Below are 20,226 nucleotides of genomic sequence, written 5' to 3'. Positions count from 1 at the left end.
CTCAGCCCAGCTCTTCCCGGGCAGTACCCGTTTGCTGGCGTCGCCACATGCGGGTCAGCCAGCGCCAGGCGATCCAGCCGCCGCCGATCAGGTAGATCAGCCCGCCCGGCACCCACATGATCAGCCCGGCGAGTTGCTGGTCCTCCACCGCGCGGCCTTCTCCATAGAACGAAACGCTACCGAAGGTGAGCAGGGCGCCCAGCAGGCCGGTGTGCATCAGCGTAAGTAGTACCGCCATCAGCGCCTGTGGTACCTGCTTCGGGTTGACGCGCAGCACCGACCACCAGAACAGCCAGCCGGTGAACAGAAAGCACGCATGTTCGAAGGCGTGCCACCAGAGGTTGTCCAGCGCCAGCACGTAGAGCTTCGGTGTGTGCCAGATCCAGATGATCGCGCCATGCAGCAGCGCCAGCAGCGTCGGATAGCGGCCGGCACGCAGAATGCCGGTCCATACAGGCTGTGCGAAGCGGCCCGTTACACCGCGCCATTGCGGCAGCGGGCGGGCTAGCGCCCATAGCGGCGCAATCACGATGATGAACAGCATGTGCTGGGTCATGTGCCAGCTGGTGCTGCTTTCCGCCCAGTCGTCGATCGGGCCGAACACGGAAAACACAACCAGCAGCATGGCGCTGTGGAAGCAGAGGGCTTCGCTGCGCCGCGGCGGCACCTTGCGGGCGCCCAGCGCATAGAGCAGCCAGGCTGCCGCGACCAGCACCGCCGTGAGCAGCAACGGTGCGCGGTCCAGCAGGTGGGCATCGAACAGGCCGTGGGCATGGGCCGGCGCCGGCAGGACGATCGCGGCCAGCGTAATAGCAGCCCAACGCAGCGGAAGCCGGGTCACAGGCATGGCGGAATCTGTAACAGCGGAATGCCGACGAACAGGGTCGCCAGCGCCGCGATGAAGTGAATGCCGGCGGCAATCTTGGTGACGAACTGCTGGCGTTCGTTCAGCTGCGCCGGTGCGCGCGAAAGACGCCAGAAGTAGCGCGCCATCCACAACAGTAATCCGAGCGTAAGCAGTGTCAGCACGCCGAGACTGCCATTCAGCCAGTTCCACACGCCTTGGGCTGGGTCGGGTGGGCTGAGCTTGCAGATCACCGCTTGGCCGCCATACATCGCGACGAACCACAGGCTCCAGATGATCAGTCCGATCGGGATCTGCACCGGATGGTAGGGCGATGTTCGCGCATACTTCATCAGGCACCTCCCCAGGTGGCAGGAAACAACACGATGGCGGCATAGCTGACCCAAAGCACGCCAAGGTTGTAGTACCAGAGCTGCTCGACCACGACAGGCTCATACGGCGCCTTGTCGCCTACGTAACCGATGGCTACCCGCCACGCTTGCAGAGCGGTCAGTACGGCTGCCAGCGTGCAATGAATCAGGTTGTACGCCAGCATCACGAAGATCACTGCATCGTGGGCCGTTTCGGTCGGTGCCAGCCCGGCCGATAGCATCAGCCAGAGCAGCATGGCCGACTGCAGCAATGCCACGAGCGCGATCAGGGCGAGTTGCCCCATCAGGCCGTGATGTATGCCGGCGCGCAAGCGCTTGATCAGCCGGTGCAACCAGAGCGTGCCGGCACTCAGCAACAGCGCGCTGGCCAGCATCAGCCAGCCATTCAGCCCGCTGTCCGGCACCTGCCATTGCGGCGAAACGGTCCACAGATAAAACCAGCCGAACAGCAGCGACAGATACAGCGCGCCGTTGGCCAGCAGCGTCACGCCCATGCCCCACAGGCCCGGTCCGTCGAAGGTGCGCGAGTGCAGCGGTGGCTCGCCTGGCTGCGTATGAGCGTCCGGAGCAGCTGCCGGGTGCGCGCCGTTTTCCCAGGACCAGCGCAGCAGTACGACCACCGTGGCAACGGTCGCCACGATTGCAAGAATGTACGCCTTGTTCAGCAGGCTCAGGCACAGCACGGCGAGGAACACGGAGGCAATGAATGGCAGCCAGCTGTTGCCGGGCAGATGAATGATCTCGCGGACCTTGCCCGTCAGTGGATCGCTGCCCCAGGTCTCGCGCCGACCGTGGTCGATTACCGTCAGCGCATGTTCACCACGAGCGATGCTGTCGGGCAGGTCCGGGTCTTTCCATAGTGGATGGCGATCGGTCACGTCGGGCAGGCTGACGAAGTTGTAGGCGCTGGGTGGCAGGCTGGTAGCCCACTCCAGCGTATCGGCCTTCCACGGGTTCTTCGGCGCCGGAATGCCGAAACGAAAGTGCAGGATGATATCCAGCAGGATGGTGGCGACACCCGCCGCCATGATGAAGCTGCCGATCGACGACACCAGATTGGGCATGTCCCAACCGAGGCCGGTGTCGTAGGTGTAAACGCGCCGGGGCATGCCGATCAGGCCGGTCCAGTGCATGATCAGGAACGTCACGTTGAAGCCGATGAAGAACAGCCAGAAGCCCCAGCGCCCGAGCTTTTCCGACGGCATGCGCCCGGAAAAGTGCGGCAGCCAGTAATAAAGCCCGGCCATCAACGGGAAGACCATGCCGCCCACCAGCACGTAGTGCATGTGCGCGACGACGAAATGGGTGTCGTGCACCTGCCAGTCGAACGGCACCAGCGCCAGCATCACGCCGGTCAGCCCACCGGCGACGAAAACGATGAGAAAGCCCACCAACCAGAGCATCGGCACCCTGTACACCGGCTTGCCGAGCCAGAGCGTTGCCAGCCAGGCGAAGATCTGCACCCCGGTGGGTATTGCCACCAACATGCTCGCCGCCGAGAAGAAGGCTGTAGCCAGTTGCGGGATACCGACCGTGAACATGTGGTGCACCCACAGCCCGAAGCTGATGAAGCCGGTGGTCAGCACGCCCAGCACCACCCAGCGATAGCCCACCAGCGGGCGCTGGCAGAACACTGGAATCAGCGTGGAGACGATGCCGGCGCCAGGCAGGAAGATGATGTACACCTCGGGATGGCCGAACAGCCAGAACAGATGCTGCCAGAGCACCGGGTCGCCGCCGCGGGCGACATCGAAGAACGGCATGCCCGCCGCGCGCTCCAGCTCCAGCAGGATCGAGCCGAGGATCAGCGGCGGGAAGCCGACCACGATCATCATCGCCATCACTAGGATGTACCAGGCGTACAGCGGCATCTTGTGCAGCGCCATGCCGTTGGTGCGGGTGCGCAGGATCGACACCACCAGCTCGACGCCGGCGGATACTGCGGAAATCTCGACAAAGGTGATGCCCAGCAGCCAGAAGTCCGAATTGACCCCCGGCGTGTGCGCCGAGCTGGACAGCGGCGTGTACATGAACCAGCCGGCCTTGGGCGCGACATCGAGAAAGATGCTCGATAGCAGGATCAGCCCGCCGAACAGGTAGCAGTAATAGCCAAGGGCGGAAAGCCGCGGAAATACCAGATCGCGGGCGCCGATCATCTTCGGGATCAGGTAGACCGCCAGCCCCTCCATCATCGGTACGGCGAAGAGGAACATCATCACCGTGCCATGCATGGTGAAGACCTGGTTGTAGACGTCCGGCTCCATCAGCTCGTAGCCGGGCAGGGCGAGCTGGGTGCGGATGAGCATGGCCAGCAGGCCGCCAACCAGGAAGAAGAAGGCACCGGTGACCAGAAAGCGCAGGCCAATGCTGGTGTGGTTGACGATGGTCAGCGCGCGCCAACCGCGCGGATTGCCCCACACCTCGTCGAACTGATCGTGGAGCTGGTCGAGGTCGGTAGCGGCGCCATTGTTTCGGGTCGGGGTCATGGCGCGAGGGTCTCCAGCCAGTCGGCAAGCTGGCCGAGGGTTTCTTCGGGAATGTCGTCGTGACGTGGCATGGCGATGCCGTGCTTGAGGCTCTGGTGATCGCTGAGCCAGCGGCGCAGGCCTTCGGCGTCGTTGGCAATCACCCCCGCGCCCAGCGTCGGGCGGGTCGCCAGGTCGCTGAGATCCGGGGCGCGGTTGCCGTCACTGACACCGGCGACGCGGTGGCACTGGCCGCAGCGCTCGTCGAACACCTGGCCGGCGGCGCCGCTGGGCGGCTGGTGTTCTCGCCCGGCGCGGGCTTCGAGCCAGCTGGCGAATGCGTCGGGCTCGAGCGCTTCGACATGGAGAATCATGTGGGCATGCTGGCTGCCGCAGAATTCCGAGCATTGTCCGCGAAACACGCCGGCCTGCGAGGCTTGCAGGCGCAGGGTGTTGGTCCGCCCCGGCACCATGTCCAGCTTGCCGCCCAGGCGTGGCACCCAGAACGAGTGGATCACGTCGGCGCTGGTCACCTCGACGTCTACTGGCCGATCCACCGGCAGGATGAACTGGTTGGCCGTCACTACGCCCCTTTCCGGATAGCGCACCTCCCACCACCATTGATGACCGATGACCTGGATGCGTAGTGGCTGCTCGCCCTCGACGGGCAACGGCAGCATGCCGCGCCCGGTGGGAATGCCAAAAGCCAGCAGGGCGATGATGCTGACGGTGGGCAGGATCAGACCGCCGCCAATGATCCAGCGTCGATTGATCCGCAGGGCCTGCTCATCGCTATAGGTTTGCGGGCGCCGCAGCATGGCGTAAATCCACAGCGCGCTCACCACCAGCAGTACCAGCACGGAGAAACCGAACATCGCCCACCAGACATTGGCCACGTCGCGGGCCATTGGCCCTGCGGGCGAGAGGGCTGACTGCGGCCCATCGCATGCAGTCAGCAAAGGAACTGCCAGCGCCAGCGTGGTCCATTTGAAAGGGTTGCCGCCTCGTCTCGATGACCGGGCGGCCCGTTTCACTACAGTGCCTGGGAGGGCCGGATGGCCACAGAACGCGAGTCGATCAACAGTAACGCCGCCATTGCCGGCCATCCGTTGCATCCGATGATGATTCATTTCCCCGTCGCCGCGCTGATCGGCCTGGTGCCGGCCGACCTCGCCTATTTCTGGACGCTCGACGAATTCTGGTGGCGCGCCGGCCTCTGGCTTTCCGGCGTGGGCGCCATCGGCGGCTGGATTGCCAGCATTGCCGGCGTGATCGATCTGCTCTCCGTGCAGCAGATTCGCCGCAAGGTCACCGCCTGGTGCCACGCGATACTCGCCGTGATGATGCTTTCGCTGGCTTCGCTGAACTGGCTGTTGCGCTATCAGGGCATGGATCGTGGCGATGGCGATGCCATGTGGGGGCTCTATCTTTCGCTGCTGACTGCCGTGCTGATCTCGCTGGCTGCTTTTCTCGGCGGGCGACTGGTTTACGAACATGCCGTCGGCGTGGATCTCGACGGTCAGCAGGCGCCCTGAGTCTTCGTCACGGCTTGCCAGGGACGGCCGGCTCGAGCAGGCAGAATGGGGAGGGTCGAGGCGGGCCGGGCAGTCGGTCATGCGAGGCTGTCGTTCCTTGAGTCAGAAGGGTTTGGCAAGCACCAGCCAGAGGGTCAGGGCGATCAATACGGGGACCAGCACACCCAGGGCCATGCACTGGTATGTGACGCCACGCTCCGGCTCGCGTTCGATGCGCAGGACCAGAACGCCGCACAGGGCATGACAGAGCGCCATGCCGGTCACCATCGTCAGCTTCATGATCAGCCAGCCGGCCAGGGTGCCGTCGCGCAGGAACAGTGCCGTGCCGGAGCCGATGGCGATCAGCGCAGCGGGCGTGCTGATCAGGGTGAACACCATGCGGGTGAGGTGGGCATGGTCGCGGTAGAAGAGTTGATCGCTGCGCTTGGTGCCCGCGGCGATCATTGCCGGCAGATAGAGCAGCGAGCCGCACCAGCAGAGCAGGGCGGCAAAGTGCAGCAGTTTGAGCAAGGGCATGCCGGTCTCCATCCTGCCTGATGCGAATCTGAGGATGTGACAGTCCCGCTTCCGGGCAGTTCGTCGGTGCGGGCGAAGCGGCGGCGGATGAGCGCCGCTGGTGCGCCGGCGCGCTACATCAGGTCGGTGCGCCGCGGTCAGGGCGCTCGAACAGCTGCGTGCCACAGCGACTGCAGAACGCCGCATTGGGCTCGTGGGTGAGCTTGTCGCAGGTTGGGCAGGCGTGGCGCAGGCTGTCCTGGCGCATGGCATTGGCCAGCTCGGCGGTGAAAATGCCGGTCGGCACGGCGATGATCGAATAACCGGTGATCATCACCACTGTCGCCAACGCCTTGCCCAGCGGCGTGTGCGGGACGATGTCGCCGAAGCCGACCGTAGTCAGCGTGACCACCGCCCAGTAGATGCTCATCGGGATGCTGGTGAAGCCGTTGGAGGGCCCCTCGATCACGTACATCAGCGTGCCGTAGACGATGATCAGCGTGGTGACACTGAGCAGGAAGACGATGATCTTCTGCCGGCTGCCCTGCAGCGCCACCAGCAGGAAGTTCGCCTGGCTCAGGTAGGGCGTGAGCTTGAGTACGCGGAATATCCGTAGCATGCGGATGATGCGCACCACCAGCAGGTACTGCGCATCGGGCAACAGCAGGGCAATGAAAGCCGGCAGCACCGATAGAAGATCGACTGCACCGTAGAAGCTGAAGATGTACTTGCGCGGCTCGGGATGCGTGTAGATGCGCACCAGGTATTCCACGGCGAAGATCGCCGTGAAGGCCCACTCCAGATTGGTCAGCAGCTCGCCGTGGCGCTCATTGAACGAGGCGATGCTGTCGAACATCACCACCACCAGGCTGGCCAGGATGATGACCAGGAGCCAGGTGTCGAAGCGCTTGCCGGCCGGGGTATTGGTGAAAAAGATGATGACGTATAGCCGTTCGCGCCAGCTCATCGCCTTCAGGGAATCGTTATCCATTCGCCGTGGTCTCTCGCATGAGTGCTGCCAAAGCGGGCCATTAAAGCACCGCAGCAGCCTGGCTGCATGTCGTGCCGCCGCGCTGGTCGCATGCCGTTGGTAACGTCACTTTGCCTGAATCACAGTTAGCGCATAGTCTGAATACAGGCGCAGCCAGCAGTTGGAGAGTGCAATGCCCGATTCCCAGTTGGTCGACCCATTCGGCCGGCGCATCACCTACCTGAGATTGTCGGTAACCGACCGCTGTGATTTTCGCTGTACCTATTGCATGAGCGAGGACATGGTCTTCGCTCCGCGTGCGCAGATTCTTACCCTCGAAGAGCTCTATGCCGTGGCCGATGCGTTCATCAGTCTCGGCGTCAAACGCATTCGCGTGACGGGTGGCGAGCCGCTGGTGCGCAAGGGTCTGACCGGCTTGCTGGAGCGCTTGGGCGCGCGCGAAGAACTGGAAGATTTGGCCATCACCACCAACGGCTCGCAGCTGCCTAGCCTGGCGCCGGCGTTGCATGCCGCTGGCGTGAAGCGTCTCAACATCAGCCTCGATTCACTCAAACGCGACCGTTTTGCCGAGCTGACCCGTCGCGACCGACTGGATCAGGTGCTCGAAGGCATCGAGGCCGCGCGCCGCGCGGGCTTCAAGCGGATCAAGCTAAACAGCGTGGTGCAGAAGGGGCGCAACGACGACGAGATCCTCGATCTGGTGGATTTCGCTATCGAGCGCGGCCTCGATATCAGTTTTATCGAAGAGATGCCGCTCGGGAGCGTCTCCAGTCATCAGCGGCAGATTACTTTCTGCTCCAGCGACGAAGTCCGTGAGCGGATCGAAGCGCGGCATACGCTGGTGCGCAGCAGCCACGCTACCGGCGGCCCGTCGCGGTACTGGCAGGTGGCAGGCAGCGAAACGCAGATCGGCTTTATCTCGCCGCACAGCAACAACTTCTGTGGCAGCTGCAACCGAGTACGCGTGACCGCCGAGGGCAAGCTGGTGCTCTGCCTGGGGCATGAGGGTGCACTGGACCTGAAGAGCCTGATGCGGCGTCATCCGGGCGACAGTGAGCGCCTGCGCAATGCTCTGGTGAATGCGCTGCAGCTCAAACCGGAAAAGCATCATTTCCGCACCGACGAACAGGTTCAGGTGGTGCGTTTCATGAGCATGACCGGCGGCTGATAGCGCGCGGCCTCTGGCTCACTGGTCAGCGTTTCATTCTCTCCATGTTTGTGTCGCCATAGTTATCCGGCGGCGCTGCGCCTCGGGAGAGGCGTTTCTGTGCGCCGCCGCGCTGCGAGGCGGGCTAGTCGGCGTGATAAACTCCGTGGCTTCTTGCCAGTACCCATTTGATGCCAGGATTTTCGATGTTCACGGCGACTCCGCTTGTTCGTCCCCATGCTGACTGCCAAGGATTGGCTGCATGCGCCTGAAGAGCATCAAACTCGCCGGCTTCAAATCCTTCGTCGACCCCACCACAGTCAGCTTTCCGAGCAACATGGCGGCGGTCGTCGGTCCGAACGGCTGCGGCAAATCCAATATCATCGACGCCGTGCGCTGGGTAATGGGCGAAAGCTCGGCGAAGAACCTGCGTGGCGAGTCGATGACCGACGTCATCTTCAACGGCTCGAATACGCGCAAGCCGGTAACCCAGGCGAGTATCGAGCTCATCTTCGATAACTCCGACGGTACGCTGACCGGCGAATACGCCGCCTTCGCCGAGATCTCCATCCGCCGCCGCGTGACCCGCGACTCGCAGAATACCTACTTCCTCAACGGCGTGAAGTGTCGGCGCCGCGACATCACCGACATCTTCCTCGGCACCGGCCTCGGACCGCGTAGCTACTCGATTATCGAGCAGGGCATGATCTCCAAGCTGATCGAAGCCAAGCCTGAGGACCTGCGCAACTTCATCGAAGAAGCCGCTGGCATCTCCAAGTACAAGGAGCGCCGGCGCGAAACCGAGAACCGCATTCGTCGCACCCACGAGAACCTGGCTCGGCTGACCGATCTGCGCGAAGAGCTGGAGCGCCAGCTCGAGCGGTTGCACCGCCAGGCGCAGTCGGCGGAGAAGTATCAGGAATACAAGGCTGAAGAGCGTCAGCTCAAGGCGCAGCTTTCGGCATTGCGCTGGCAAGCGCTGAACGAGCTGGTCGGCCAGCGCGAGCAGGTCATCGGCGATCAGGAGGTCGCCTTCGAAGCGCTGGTGGCCGAGCAGCGCAGCGCCGATGCGAGCATCGAGCGGTTGCGTGACGGCCACCACGAGCTCTCCGAGCGCTTCAATCAGGTGCAGGGCCGTTTCTATTCGGTTGGCGGTGACATCGCCCGCGTCGAGCAGAGCATTCAGCACGGCCAACAGCGCCTGCGCCAGTTGCAGGACGATCTGCGCGAGGCGGAGCAGGCGCGGCTGGAAACCGAATCGCACCTTGGCCACGATCGCACTCTGCTCGCCGCCCTCGGGGAGGAACTGGCGATGCTCGAGCCCGAGCAGGAGCTCTCCGGAGCCGCCGCCGAGGAATCCGCGGTCCAGCTGGAAGAGGCCGAAGCGGCCATGCAGGCCTGGCAGGAACAGTGGGAGCGTTTCAATCAGCACAGCGCCGAGCCGCGTCGCGCGGCGGAAGTGCAGCAGTCGCGCATCCAGCAACTGGAGCAGAGCCTGGAGCGCCTGGCCGAACGTCAACGTCGCCTGGACGACGAGCGCGCGCTGCTGGCTGCCGATCCCGAAGACGTCGCGATCCTTGAGCTTGGTGAGCAGCTCGCAGCCAGCGAACTCGATCTCGAGGCGCTTGCTGCGGCCGCCGAAGACCTCAATGAACGTCTTGAGCAGCTGCGTGAGGAGTTGCAGCAGGCGACCCGAACGCAGCAACAGATGCAGGGTGAACTGCAGCGCTTGAATGGCCGCATCGCCTCGCTGGAAGCGTTGCAGCAGGCTGCGATGGACCCAGGCAAGGGCGTCGCCGAATGGCTGCGGGAGCAAGGTCTGGCGGACCGTCCGCGCCTCGTCGAGGGCTTGCGCGTCGAGCCCGGCTGGGAGTTGGCCGTGGAAACGGTGCTCGGCGGCGACGTAAATGCGGTATTGCTCGATGAGTTCGTGGCTATCGATCTTGCTGGCTTCGAACAGGGGGATTTACGCCTGGTCAGCCCGCGCCAGGGCGATGTGAGCCGCCCTGGCAGTCTGCTTGATCTGGTCGAGTCAAGATTGGATCTCTCACCCTGGCTGGGGCGCGTGCGTCCTGTCGACTCGCTGGAGCAGGCTTTGGCCGCACGCGCAGCGCTCGGTGAAGACGAAAGCGTGATCAGTCGTGACGGCTATTGGGTCGGCCAGCATTTTCTGCGTGTGCGCCGGGCCAGTGAGGCGGAATCGGGTGTGCTTGCACGCGGCCAGGAACTGGAGCGGTTACTGGCCGAGCGCGACGAACGTGAAGCGGCCTTGGCAGTGGTTGAAGAGCGTATTTCCGAATTGCGCGCAGCCCAGTCCCGCCTGGAAGAGGAACGCGAACAACAGCGCCGGCGGCAGCAGGAAGAGGCGCGGATACAGGGTGACCTCAAAGCCCAGCTGTCTGCCGGGCAAGCACGGCTGGAGCAACTTGGATTGCGCCGCCAACGCCTGGACGAAGAGCTTGCCGAACAGCAGGACCGGCGCGAGATCGAGACCGAGCAACTGGGCGAGGCGCGCCTGCAGCTTCAGGACGCGCTGGATGCGATGGCTCATGACGCCGAGCAGCGCGAGACGCTGCTAGCCAGTCGTGACGGTATTCGCGAGCGGCTGGACCGTATTCGTCAGGACGCACGTCAGCAGAAGGATCATGCCCATCAATTGGCGCTTCGAGTCGGTTCGCTCAAGGCGCAGCATGAATCTACGCGCCAGGCGCTGGAGCGGCTGGAGCAGCAGTTCGAGCGGGCTATCGAGCGCCGCGAGCAGCTTACGCTGAATCTGGAAGAGGGGGAGGCGCCGCTCGAAGAGCTGCGCATGAAGCTCGAGGAGTTGCTAGAACGACGGATGGGCGTCGAAGAGGAACTCAAGCATGCACGCCTGGCGCTGGAAGATGCTGATCGCGAGTTGCGTGATGCGGAAAAGCGGCGCACTCAGGCCGAGCAGCAGGCGCAGCTGCTGCGCGGTCAACTGGAACAACAGCGACTGGACTGGCAGGGGCTGAGCGTCCGGCGCAAGGCGCTGCAGGATCAGCTTCACGAGGATGGCTACGACCTGCACGGCGTACTGGGAACGCTCCCGGCCGACGCCAGCGAGCAAGGCTGGGAAGCGGAGCTGGAGCGCCTCGCCCAGCGCATTCAGCGTCTTGGGCCGATCAACCTGGCCGCGATCGACGAGTACCAGCAGCAATCGGAGCGCAAGCGCTATCTCGATGCGCAGAACGACGACCTTGTCGAGGCACTGGATACGCTGGAAAACGTCATCCGCAAGATCGACCGCGAAACCCGTAATCGTTTCAAGGAAACCTTCGATCAGATCAACAGCGGCCTGCAGGCGCTTTTCCCGAAAGTCTTCGGTGGTGGCAACGCTTATCTGGAACTTACCGGGGAAGATTTACTCGATACCGGGGTGGCGATCATGGCAAGACCGCCTGGAAAGAAGAACAGCACCATTCACCTGCTTTCCGGTGGAGAAAAGGCACTGACGGCGCTGGCGCTGGTATTTGCCATCTTCCAGCTGAATCCGGCGCCTTTCTGCATGCTCGATGAAGTCGATGCGCCATTGGACGATGCGAACGTTGGTCGTTATGCACGGCTGGTGAAGGAGATGTCGGAGAAAGTGCAGTTCATCTATATCACTCACAACAAGATCGCCATGGAAATGGCCGACCAGTTGATGGGTGTAACCATGCATGAACCGGGTTGCTCGAGGCTGGTGGCAGTCGATGTCGAACAGGCCGTTGCACTCGCCGAAGCCTAGGATTAAGCCGCGTGTTTGAGCATTTTTGATACGAGGAAGGCCATAAAAAGAGAACTACCGCACGGTGCAAAGTTACCGTTCGTCGTGCTAGCTTAGAGCACAATTTTTGCGATGCGCTTGAAGCGGCCCCAAGGGGCCGTTCGTTGCGTCTTTATCATCGAATTCAGAGGTTAATGCATTAATGGATATCGGTCTGCGCGAGTGGCTGATCGTCATCGGCATCATTGTCATCGCCGGCATTCTGTTCGACGGCTGGCGACGCATGCGTGGCGGCAAGGGCAAGCTGAAGTTCAAGCTGGACCGTAGCCTCTCCAACCTTCCCGATGCCGACGATTCTCCTGAAGTACTAGGCCCCGCACGCGTAGTGAATCGCGATCATGAGCCGTCCCTGGATGAAGGCGACATGCCTGCCATGAGCGCTCGCGAATCCGGCAAGAAACGCCGGCAGGACGAACCTTTCCAGGGCGATCTTCAGCTCAATACCGACGAGCCCGTGCCAACGCTGCTCGATCCTGTTGTGGGTGACGATGAGGACGAGAAAGAGCAGTCGCACAAAGAGCTTGCGCCTGTCGAGGAAGTGCTCGTCATCAACGTTATTTGCCGCGACCCTCAGGGTTTCCGTGGTCCCGCATTGCTGCAGAACATTCTCGAAAGCGGCCTGCGCTTCGGTGAGATGGATATCTTCCACCGCCATGAGAGCATGGCCGGTAACGGCGAGGTGCTGTTCTCCATGGCTAATGCGGTCAAGCCCGGCACCTTCGACTTGGATGATATCGATCACTTCACCACTCCGGCAGTGAGTTTCTTCCTCGGTCTGCCTGGCCCGCGCCATCCCAAGCAGGCCTTTGATGTCATGGTCGCTGCTGCACGCAAGCTCTCCCAAGAGCTCAACGGCGAGCTGAAGGATGACCAGCGCAGCGTGTTGACCGCCCAAACCATCGAGCATTACCGCCAGCGCATCGTCGAGTTCGAACGCCGACAGATGACCATCAAGCAACGTTGATACTTCACCGCACCGGGCCTCGCGCCCGGTTTTGCGTTTGTTGGGGGCAGGCTCCTTTCATTTGTCTTGTCTGCCGCCTCGCTGCGCAGAGCGCTGTAGGGTGGCTTCGGTCGGTGTCTAGGGCTGAGCTTTAGCCACCGGCACTTCGCTTCAGAGCAGTCGTCCCGTTAGCCTGTTCCGCCCAGTCCGCTCCAATCAGCTTCCGCAAACCTGCCTTTGGCTGTGCATTCGGCTAGAATCCGACGCCTTTCCTATCAACCAAGGCGCGCTGATGCGGTCTGAATCAGCACAGCCCCAGTCACGGCTTCGTCCTATGCCTTCCGCCCAAACCGCCGCCGAGCGCATTGCCAAACTGCGCAGCGAAATCGACGCCCACAACTACCGCTACTACGTGCTCGACGAACCCAGTGTTCCCGATGCCGAGTACGACCGCCTGTTCAACGAACTCAAGGCGCTCGAGGCAGAGCACCCGGAGCTGGTGACACCCGAGTCACCAACCCAGCGGGTCGGCGGTGCGGCGCTGGCGGCGTTCGGTCAGGTACGCCATGAAGTGCCTATGCTGAGCCTGGGTAATGCCTTCGAGGAGCAGGACCTGCTCGATTTCGACCGTCGTGTGCGCGAAGGTCTCGACCTGCCGGCAGGCGACCTGTTCGGTGCTGGCGTGGTGGTCGAGTACAGCTGCGAACCCAAGCTCGACGGCCTGGCGGTCAGCCTGCTCTACGAGAACGGCCATCTGGTGCGCGGTGCTACCCGCGGCGATGGCAGCACTGGCGAGGACATCAGCGCCAATGTGCGCACCGTTCGCAACATCCCACTCAAGCTGCATGGCAGCGGCTGGCCGGCGGTGCTCGAGGTGCGCGGCGAGATCTACATGCCCAAGGCCGGCTTCGAAGCGCTCAATGCGCGACAGCTGGAAAGCGGCGGCAAACCCTTCGCCAACCCACGCAACGCCGCAGCCGGCAGTCTGCGCCAGCTGGATTCGAAAATCACCGCCAGCCGGCCGCTTGAACTGTGCGCTTACGGCGTCGGTCGCAGCGATGGTGAGCTGCCGGGTACGCACATCGGGATTCTCGAAGCGCTGAAAAGCTGGGGTCTGCCTATAAGTCGCGAACTGAAGCTGGCCAAGGGCGTCGCCGAATGTCGCGCCTATTACGACGCCATCGGTGCAAAGCGCGATGCGCTGCCTTACGAAATTGACGGTGTGGTGTTCAAGGTCAACGCCGTTGCGCAGCAGCGCGAACTGGGTTTTCGTGCGCGCGAGCCGCGCTGGGCCATCGCGCACAAGTTCCCGGCGCGGGAAGAAATAACCGAGCTGCTCGACGTGGAATTCCAGGTCGGCCGTACCGGCGCGATCACCCCGGTCGCACGGCTCAAGCCGGTGCAGGTTGCCGGCGTCACCGTATCAAACGCGACGCTACACAACATGGACGAAGTGGCCCGCCTGGGCGTGATGATCGGAGATACGGTGATCGTGCGCCGCGCCGGTGACGTCATCCCGCAGATTCTCGGCGTGATCGCCGAACGTCGCCCGACCGATGCCCGCGCCGTGCATGTGCCAGAGCAATGCCCGGTGTGCGGTTCTGCCGTGGAGCGCACCCAGCTGATCAAGCGCAGCAAGGGCCGTGAATCGGTCAGCGAAGGTTCGATCTACCGCTGCGTGGGCCGCCTTGCCTGCCAGGCGCAGCTTAAGCAGGCGATCATCCACTTCGTCTCGCGCCGCGCCATGGATATCGACGGTCTGGGCGACAAAATCGTCGAGCAGCTGGTCGACAAGGGGCTGGTCAGTTCGCCGGCGGATCTCTACTGCCTGACTCACCAGCAGGTCATTGAACTGGAGGGTTTCGCCGAGATATCCACGCGCAACCTGCTCAATGCCATCGGTGCCAGTCGCAAGCCGAGCCTCGCGCGATTCGTCTATGCGCTCGGCATCCCGGACGTCGGTGAGGAAACCGCCAAATTGCTGGCACGCGCTCTGGGTTCCCTGGACCGAATCGGCCGGGCACTGCCGGACGTGCTCGTCTACCTGCCCGACATCGGTCTGGAAGTCGCCCACGAGATCCACAGCTTCTTCGAGGACGAGCACAATCGCACTGTCATTGCGCTGCTGCGTGAGCGTGGCGTCGAACCGCAGGAGGAGGGCGACGTCCACCCGGAATTCGCCGCCTGCGCAACGCTGGCCGATCTGCTCGACCGGCTCAACATCCCCCATATCGCCCGCACCGGCGCCCAGCGTCTGGCAGAACGCTTCGGCAGCCTCGACGCAATCATCGCGGCTGATTGGCTCGACCTGCGTCAGGTCGAGCGCCTTAACGAAAAGGCTGCACGCTCACTGCGCGACTACTTCGACAAACCCGAAAACACCGAACGCGCCCGTTTGATCGAAGCCCAGCTGCGCGAGTTCGGCATGCACTGGGAAAGCGAAAGGAAAGCCGCCGAAGGCCTGCCGCTGGCCGGCCAGACCTGGGTACTGACCGGAACGCTGGAAGCGATGAGTCGTGACGAAGGAAAAGCGCGGCTGGAGGCGTTGGGGGCGAAGGTCGCAGGCTCAGTGTCCGCCAAAACGGCTTGCGTGGTAGCGGGCCCTGGCGCCGGCTCGAAGCTCTCCAAAGCCAATGAGCTCGGTGTGACGGTGCTCGACGAAGCGCAGTTCCTCGAACGCCTCGCTCAGCTTGGTTCGACAAACACATAGCACATAACGCATGACAGCTCATCCCGGCGAGCATCGCTGGCAAACCCGCTCCCAAATGTGTCACTAAACTCCTGGGAGCGGCCTTGGTCGCGATGGGGCTCACCCAAAGCCCAACAACATCCTACGAATCTCCCTTCGTTCACTGCTCCTCTGAGGCCGCTTCGGTCATCCTCCTAAAGTTTTCCCGCCTCCACCCGAAAAGCTGGTCAAGCAAGTCCGCAGTCTGGATATGCTGGCGTAGCGTTGGAGCGGTACCGGGGTCAAGAAAAAGTTCGAACCTGCCCTAAAGCCAACCCAAACGGCGCCGATAAGCTAATCGAATGCGAACTCAATGGGTGCCTGACCTAAGCCGGCCCGGAGTCGCAAGCTCAGGCAACCAAAGTAACTAGCGCCCTTGGAGGCAAACACCATGGCTCTTACCGTCAATACCAACATCCCTTCGCTGAACACCCAGCGTAACCTGAACAGCTCGTCCAACGCGCTGGCCACTTCCATGCAGCGCCTGTCCACCGGTAGCCGCATCAATAGCGCCAAGGACGACGCCGCCGGCCTGCAGATCGCCAACCGCCTGACCAGTCAGGTCAACGGTCTGGGCGTCGCGGTTCGCAACGCCAACGACGGTATCTCCCTGGCTCAGACCGCTGAAGGCGCCCTGCAGCAGTCCACCAATATCCTGCAGCGTATGCGTGACCTGGCCCTGCAGTCGGCCAACGGTTCGAACAGCGGTTCCGAGCGTGAGGCGTTGAACTCCGAGGTCGGTCAGCTAAAGAAAGAGCTTGATCGAATCAGCAACACCACGACTTTCGGCGGTCGCCAATTGCTGGATGGCTCATTCGGTATTGCGAGCTTTCAAGTGGGTGCGGCCGCGAACGAGATTATCAGCGTGGGAATCGACAAAATGAGCTCTGCCTCGCTCAGTGGCTCGTACTACAAGGCCGAGTTTGATGATGCTGGCTTAGCCCTCGCGACCGATGGCACATTCGTAGGCGGCACGCTGAAAGCGGCGATTACCGTGGATGGTGTGACTGACCCGGTTGAAGTTGAGTTCGATGTCAAAGCTACAGATGATGCAGATGCAGTAATGGCTAAATTTGCTGCTGCGGTTAACGATGCCAATTTAGGCGTTAGCATCCAGAAGGATGCCGATGAGGCATGGCAGATTGTTTCAAAATCGAATGCAGCCGGTGATGGTGCTTTGGTAACAAATGTCGAGTTCGATGTTAATAGCGTAGCCGGCGTTACTGCCCCGACTGCTGCAGACGTGGATCTTGATGCAGCTACAAAAGTTGCAGCGGCTGATAGCACTGTTAAGGCAATTGACATCGGCGATGCGGTTGGGGCGCAGGCGGCAGTGCTCGTCATTGATGACGCGATCAAAATGATTGACTCGCAGCGTGCCGACCTCGGTGCCGTGCAGAACCGCTTCGACAACACTATTGCCAACCTGCAGAGCATCTCCGAAAACGTTTCCGCAGCCCGCGGTCGCATCGAAGACACCGACTTCGCCGCAGAAACCGCGAATCTGAGCAAGAACCAAATTCTGCAGCAGGCCGGTACCGCGATCCTGGCCCAGGCCAAGCAGCTGCCGCAGGCAGTCCTCAGCCTGCTGCAGTAATCGCAGAAAGCAGGGGCGGCGCAAAGGATGGGGAAGTGGCTCAGCTACTTCCCCATCGATTCATTTACGAGGTGAATCATGGACGTCGGGAAAATGGCAGGAATCACGCTTTCATCACCCACAGTAGCCACGCTACCCAGCATCCGTTCGGAGTCTGGGTTTTCGTCGTCCGATCATCGGAACAATGGTGAGGCTGATGAGGGTCGCACGGGGCGTTCTGAGGATGTCGGCGTTGTAGTCGATCGACTGCGTGAGCAAGTGCAGAACCTGCAGCGCGACCTGAGCTTCAGTGTTGACGATTCGTCGGGCGAGGTGGTCGTTCGGGTTGTCGATGGCGAATCGGGCAAGGTGGTGCGGCAAATACCGTCGGAAGAACTCCTACGCCTTGCCGAGCGGCTGGACGAAATGCGCAGTCTTCTGTTTGAGGGTAAAGCGTGAGCGGCACGAATCTTGATTCGTCAGTTCGTTTGTTAACGATACGCAATTTTTTTTGACGAGGTGTGGCTATGGCGGGCGTAACGGGCATTGGTTCCGGTATCGACATCGATAGCATTGTCAAAAGCATGGTGGCGGCCGAACGTGCGCCTAAAGAGTCGCAGCTCAAAACGCTGGAGTCGAAGACCACCACGCGCATCACAGCTATCGGTGCGCTCAAGAGCGCTATCACCGAGTTTCAATCTGCGCTGGGCAATCTCAACAAGCCTGAAGTGTTCAAGGCTCGTGCTGCTTCTTCTTCGAACGCGGATCTGCTTTCGGTAAAGGCAGGCGTAACTGCCGGTGCGGGAAGCTATAAGGTCGCGGTTTCGCAGCTTGCCTCCGGTAGTAAGGTGGCACTCCAGGCTTTTAAAAACGACGCTGCGAATCCAGTCGCGCTAGGCACCGGTACTATGCGCATCAGTGTCGGTGATTCCGAGTTGCCGATAACAGTCGATGAGAGCAATAACACGCTCGCTGGGATTCGGGATGCCATCAATAAGGCCGGTGCGGATAAAGGTGTTTCTGCCACCATCGTGACTGATGATGCCGGATCCCGGCTTGTGCTCAGTAGTTCGACTACCGGCAAGGATGAGAACATCACTGTAGCAGTGGATGAAGGCTCGACCGGCAACCTTTCCCAGCTTGCGTTTGCCGGCGGCACCAATAAGCCCGGTGCTGATGGATCTGCTGGTGTCATCACCCAGGCGCAGAACGCTGTGCTTACCATTGATGGTCTGACTGTCACCCGCAAGACCAATTCCATTAATGACACGATCGAAGGCGTGACTCTGGAATTGAAAGGCTTGGTAGATGAAAAAGAGCCGCTCACGGTCGGTGTTACGCTCGACGAGGCCGGAGTCAAAAAGCAGATTCAGTCTTTTGTCGATGCATATAACAAGCTCATCGGTGTGATCAACGCACAGACCAAAGTGACTTCTGTCGGTGAAGGCAAGGCGCCGGTGACGGGGGCTTTGGTCGGCGATGCGACTGCTCGAACGTTGTTGAATACCATACGAAACGAACTCGTTTCGGTTCAGGGGTCAGGCGGTATTCGTGCGCTTACAGATATTGGCGTGACGACCCAGAAAGATGGAACGTTAAAAGTCGACAGCGACAAGCTGTCTAAAGTTGTTAGTGCAAACTTCGCTGAGCTGTCAGAGTTGTTCGCCGGTGAAAAAGGTCTTGCAACGCGTCTTGACGAGAAATTGAAGCCATACACGCAAACGGGCGGAATTCTCGAGCAGCGCAACAAAGTGATGACCGAAACAATTTCCAAGATTGATAAACAGAAAGTGGATCTGGATCGGCGTATCACTTCACTGCAGGACCGTCTCTACAAGCAGTTCAATGCGATGGATGCGCTGGTGGGAAAGATGGCTAGCACGTCGTCGAGCCTCCTGGCTTCGCTGGAGAATCTGCCTTGGGCTGCGAATAACTCCAAGAAATGATTCAGTTGGTACAGAAAGCCGCCTTGTGGGCGGCTTTTTTGTTTGCGCCGCTCGCTCAAGTCCCGTCAGCATCGACCGATAACTAGAGCATGTACTTGATGTGGCAGGGTTAATCCAAATGTACGCAATGTCGGCAATGAAGCAGTATCAGCAGGTAGGTGTTCAGGCCCAGGTAAATGACGCCGACCCGCACCGTTTGATCCAGATGCTGATGCAGGGCGGGCTGGATCGTATCGCTCAGGCCAAGGGCGCGATGGAGCGCGAGGCCTTCGCAGAGAAGGGCGTACTGATCGGAAAGGCACTGGGCATTGTGGGCGGGCTGCGTGATGCCTTGGACAAGAGCATTGGTGGTGAGCTGGCGGAGAATCTGGATCGTTTGTACGAATACATGACGATGCGTCTTTTCGAGGCGAACAAAGAAAACGACATCGAAAAACTCAACGAAGTTGGCAGGCTGCTTGGCGAGATCAAGCTCGCCTGGGATCAGATCGCTCCGAAGGGTTGATCTATCATGTATCCAGTTCAGCCTATAGCGCGTTTAGCGGCGCTGATCGACCTGGAGAGTGTATGACTTCGAAAACGCTACTCTTCGCCGACTTCACCGAGCGGTTGCGCAAAGCGCTAGCCAATGATGACTGGGAAGTGATCGCCGCTCTGGATGATGACTGCAGCGCTCTGATTGCGACTTTACAGGATGAGGATGCAGCGGACGCCGAGCTGCGTGCAGAGATCGAGGCTATGGCCGAGGTATACGCCAAGCTTCAAACGGCGGGACGCTCGGAGCGCGAACGGCTTGCGCAGGAGCTCACCAAGTTGAGCCAGGGCAAGCAGGTGACACAGGCCTATAAACCGTTGGGCTGATGGTTGGGGCGCCAGTCGCTCTGTCTTTCGTGACGTTCAGGGGGTGAGAGGGCTGCGATGCTTAAGCCTCCAAAGTTCTTCGCTGAAGGTGGATGGCGCAACGTTCATCCACCTGGCTAGCGCCTCAGCAGTGCTCGTTCGCCTTAGCGATACTCGCAAAGATAAGCCGTATCCATCTTGACCTTTAGCTGAAACTTGCTGTTCGCCGGTACGGTGAACTGGCTGCCGCTTGCGAAGGTTTCCCAGGCATCGGCTCCCGGCAGCTTCACGTCCAGGCTACCCGCAACTACGTGCATGACTTCCAGCTGTGCAGTGCCGAATTCGTACTCGCCTGGTGCCATCACGCCGATGGTGGCCGGGCCTTCTGCCATGTCGAAGGCAATGGATTTGACGGTGCCATCGAAGTACTCGTTGACCTTGAACATCGAGATTCCTTGAAGGGATTTGAAAGGGTCGCCAGTATGCCCAAGCGCATGTGCTGGCGTCACCTGGCTGATTGCGTATCGGTGTTAG

17 protein-coding genes are annotated in these 20,226 nt (G+C 61.2%); 10 read left to right on the top strand and 7 right to left on the bottom strand.

The window, feature by feature from the left end; genetic code table 11:
- Position 1: 1 nt before the first annotated feature.
- Genes BHD08_RS10265 through coxB form a run of 4 tightly spaced genes read right to left on the bottom strand, consistent with a single transcriptional unit; the run spans position 2 to position 4,609 of the window.
- On the bottom strand, positions 2-847 hold the full coding sequence (locus tag BHD08_RS10265; RefSeq protein WP_125022006.1) for a cytochrome c oxidase assembly protein: 846 nt from the start codon (positions 845-847) through the stop codon (positions 2-4).
- Entirely contained in the window at positions 838-1,197 is a 360-nt protein-coding gene (locus BHD08_RS10260; RefSeq protein ID WP_015277298.1) for a hypothetical protein, read from the bottom strand. Before BHD08_RS10260 ends, BHD08_RS10265 begins: the two co-directional genes overlap by 10 nt.
- Positions 1,197-3,722 carry a cytochrome c oxidase subunit I gene (gene ctaD, locus BHD08_RS10255; protein ID WP_125022003.1) on the bottom strand — a complete coding sequence of 842 codons (2,526 nt, stop codon included), beginning with the start codon at positions 3,720-3,722 and terminating at the stop codon, positions 1,197-1,199. Before ctaD ends, BHD08_RS10260 begins: the two co-directional genes overlap by 1 nt.
- Positions 3,719-4,609, bottom strand: coding sequence for a cytochrome c oxidase subunit II (gene coxB, locus BHD08_RS10250; RefSeq protein WP_125022001.1), 891 nt, complete (start codon positions 4,607-4,609; stop codon positions 3,719-3,721). Before coxB ends, ctaD begins: the two co-directional genes overlap by 4 nt.
- 147 nt (positions 4,610-4,756) lie before the next feature.
- On the opposite strand from coxB, the gene BHD08_RS10245 reads away from it, so the two are divergent.
- On the top strand, positions 4,757-5,236 hold the full coding sequence (locus BHD08_RS10245) for a DUF2231 domain-containing protein (RefSeq protein ID WP_125021999.1): 480 nt from the start codon (positions 4,757-4,759) through the stop codon (positions 5,234-5,236).
- 102 nt (positions 5,237-5,338) lie between these two features.
- On the opposite strand, the gene BHD08_RS10240 is transcribed toward BHD08_RS10245, so the two are convergent.
- Positions 5,339-5,752 carry a CopD family protein gene (locus tag BHD08_RS10240; protein ID WP_015277294.1) on the bottom strand — a complete coding sequence of 138 codons (414 nt, stop codon included), beginning with the start codon at positions 5,750-5,752 and terminating at the stop codon, positions 5,339-5,341.
- 118 nt (positions 5,753-5,870) lie between these two features.
- Positions 5,871-6,722 (bottom strand): ion transporter, encoded by an 852-nt coding sequence (locus BHD08_RS10235; RefSeq protein ID WP_125021997.1) that lies wholly within the window; start codon positions 6,720-6,722, stop codon positions 5,871-5,873.
- Between the two features lie 172 nt (positions 6,723-6,894).
- Between BHD08_RS10235 and moaA the strand changes: the two genes are divergently transcribed.
- The 9 genes from moaA (at position 6,895) to BHD08_RS10190 (ending at position 19,713) form a co-directional block, all read left to right on the top strand.
- A complete protein-coding gene (gene moaA, locus BHD08_RS10230) occupies positions 6,895-7,890 on the top strand; it encodes a GTP 3',8-cyclase MoaA (protein ID WP_015277292.1) in 996 nt (331 codons plus the stop codon).
- Positions 7,891-8,131: 241 nt separating this feature from the next.
- The gene (gene smc, locus BHD08_RS10225) at positions 8,132-11,620 is read left to right on the top strand and encodes a chromosome segregation protein SMC (RefSeq protein WP_125021995.1); all 3,489 of its coding nucleotides are present in this window, start codon (positions 8,132-8,134) and stop codon (positions 11,618-11,620) included.
- 181 nt (positions 11,621-11,801) lie between these two features.
- Complete coding sequence (gene zipA, locus BHD08_RS10220) at positions 11,802-12,623, top strand: cell division protein ZipA (protein WP_015277290.1); 822 nt, start codon at positions 11,802-11,804, stop codon at positions 12,621-12,623.
- Between the two features lie 313 nt (positions 12,624-12,936).
- Positions 12,937-15,312 (top strand): NAD-dependent DNA ligase LigA, encoded by a 2,376-nt coding sequence (gene ligA / locus BHD08_RS10215; RefSeq protein ID WP_125021993.1) that lies wholly within the window; start codon positions 12,937-12,939, stop codon positions 15,310-15,312.
- Positions 15,313-15,721: 409 nt separating this feature from the next.
- Positions 15,722-16,927: a flagellin gene (locus tag BHD08_RS10210; RefSeq protein ID WP_125021992.1), complete on the top strand. Its 1,206-nt coding sequence runs from the start codon at positions 15,722-15,724 to the stop codon at positions 16,925-16,927.
- A gap of 78 nt (positions 16,928-17,005) precedes the next feature.
- Positions 17,006-17,365: a flagellar protein FlaG gene (locus BHD08_RS10205; RefSeq protein ID WP_125021990.1), complete on the top strand. Its 360-nt coding sequence runs from the start codon at positions 17,006-17,008 to the stop codon at positions 17,363-17,365.
- A 68-nt stretch (positions 17,366-17,433) separates the two neighbouring features.
- The gene (fliD, locus tag BHD08_RS10200; RefSeq protein ID WP_125021988.1) at positions 17,434-18,852 is read left to right on the top strand and encodes a flagellar filament capping protein FliD; all 1,419 of its coding nucleotides are present in this window, start codon (positions 17,434-17,436) and stop codon (positions 18,850-18,852) included.
- Between the two features lie 118 nt (positions 18,853-18,970).
- The gene (fliS, locus tag BHD08_RS10195) at positions 18,971-19,357 is read left to right on the top strand and encodes a flagellar export chaperone FliS (protein ID WP_015277285.1); all 387 of its coding nucleotides are present in this window, start codon (positions 18,971-18,973) and stop codon (positions 19,355-19,357) included.
- A 62-nt stretch (positions 19,358-19,419) separates the two neighbouring features.
- Entirely contained in the window at positions 19,420-19,713 is a 294-nt protein-coding gene (locus tag BHD08_RS10190; RefSeq protein WP_015277284.1) for a flagellar protein FliT, read from the top strand.
- Between the two features lie 143 nt (positions 19,714-19,856).
- On the opposite strand, the gene BHD08_RS10185 is transcribed toward BHD08_RS10190, so the two are convergent.
- On the bottom strand, positions 19,857-20,138 hold the full coding sequence (locus BHD08_RS10185; RefSeq protein WP_015277283.1) for a pyrimidine/purine nucleoside phosphorylase: 282 nt from the start codon (positions 20,136-20,138) through the stop codon (positions 19,857-19,859).
- Positions 20,139-20,226 lie beyond the last annotated feature (88 nt).

It is taken from the genome of Pseudomonas sp. SCT (genome assembly GCF_003864275.1).
Classification (GTDB): Bacteria; Pseudomonadota; Gammaproteobacteria; order Pseudomonadales; family Pseudomonadaceae; genus Stutzerimonas; species Stutzerimonas stutzeri_AE.
This window is presented reverse-complemented; position numbering and strand designations above follow the sequence as displayed.

Bases quoted from the DNA above. Each gene is read 5' to 3' on its own strand.
- BHD08_RS10265 (WP_125022006.1), bottom strand. From the start codon at position 847: ATGCCTGTGACCCGGCTTCCGCTGCGTTGGGCTGCTATTACGCTGGCC.
- BHD08_RS10260 (WP_015277298.1), bottom strand. From the start codon at position 1,197: ATGAAGTATGCGCGAACATCGCCCTACCATCCGGTGCAGATCCCGATC.
- ctaD (WP_125022003.1), bottom strand. From the start codon at position 3,722: ATGACCCCGACCCGAAACAATGGCGCCGCTACCGACCTCGACCAGCTC.
- coxB (WP_125022001.1), bottom strand. From the start codon at position 4,609: ATGGCCCGCGACGTGGCCAATGTCTGGTGGGCGATGTTCGGTTTCTCC.
- BHD08_RS10245 (WP_125021999.1), top strand. From the start codon at position 4,757: ATGGCCACAGAACGCGAGTCGATCAACAGTAACGCCGCCATTGCCGGC.
- BHD08_RS10240 (WP_015277294.1), bottom strand. From the start codon at position 5,752: ATGCCCTTGCTCAAACTGCTGCACTTTGCCGCCCTGCTCTGCTGGTGC.
- BHD08_RS10235 (WP_125021997.1), bottom strand. From the start codon at position 6,722: ATGGATAACGATTCCCTGAAGGCGATGAGCTGGCGCGAACGGCTATAC.
- moaA (WP_015277292.1), top strand. From the start codon at position 6,895: ATGCCCGATTCCCAGTTGGTCGACCCATTCGGCCGGCGCATCACCTAC.
- smc (WP_125021995.1), top strand. From the start codon at position 8,132: ATGCGCCTGAAGAGCATCAAACTCGCCGGCTTCAAATCCTTCGTCGAC.
- zipA (WP_015277290.1), top strand. From the start codon at position 11,802: ATGGATATCGGTCTGCGCGAGTGGCTGATCGTCATCGGCATCATTGTC.
- ligA (WP_125021993.1), top strand. From the start codon at position 12,937: ATGCCTTCCGCCCAAACCGCCGCCGAGCGCATTGCCAAACTGCGCAGC.
- BHD08_RS10210 (WP_125021992.1), top strand. From the start codon at position 15,722: ATGGCTCTTACCGTCAATACCAACATCCCTTCGCTGAACACCCAGCGT.
- BHD08_RS10205 (WP_125021990.1), top strand. From the start codon at position 17,006: ATGGACGTCGGGAAAATGGCAGGAATCACGCTTTCATCACCCACAGTA.
- fliD (WP_125021988.1), top strand. From the start codon at position 17,434: ATGGCGGGCGTAACGGGCATTGGTTCCGGTATCGACATCGATAGCATT.
- fliS (WP_015277285.1), top strand. From the start codon at position 18,971: ATGTACGCAATGTCGGCAATGAAGCAGTATCAGCAGGTAGGTGTTCAG.
- BHD08_RS10190 (WP_015277284.1), top strand. From the start codon at position 19,420: ATGACTTCGAAAACGCTACTCTTCGCCGACTTCACCGAGCGGTTGCGC.
- BHD08_RS10185 (WP_015277283.1), bottom strand. From the start codon at position 20,138: ATGTTCAAGGTCAACGAGTACTTCGATGGCACCGTCAAATCCATTGCC.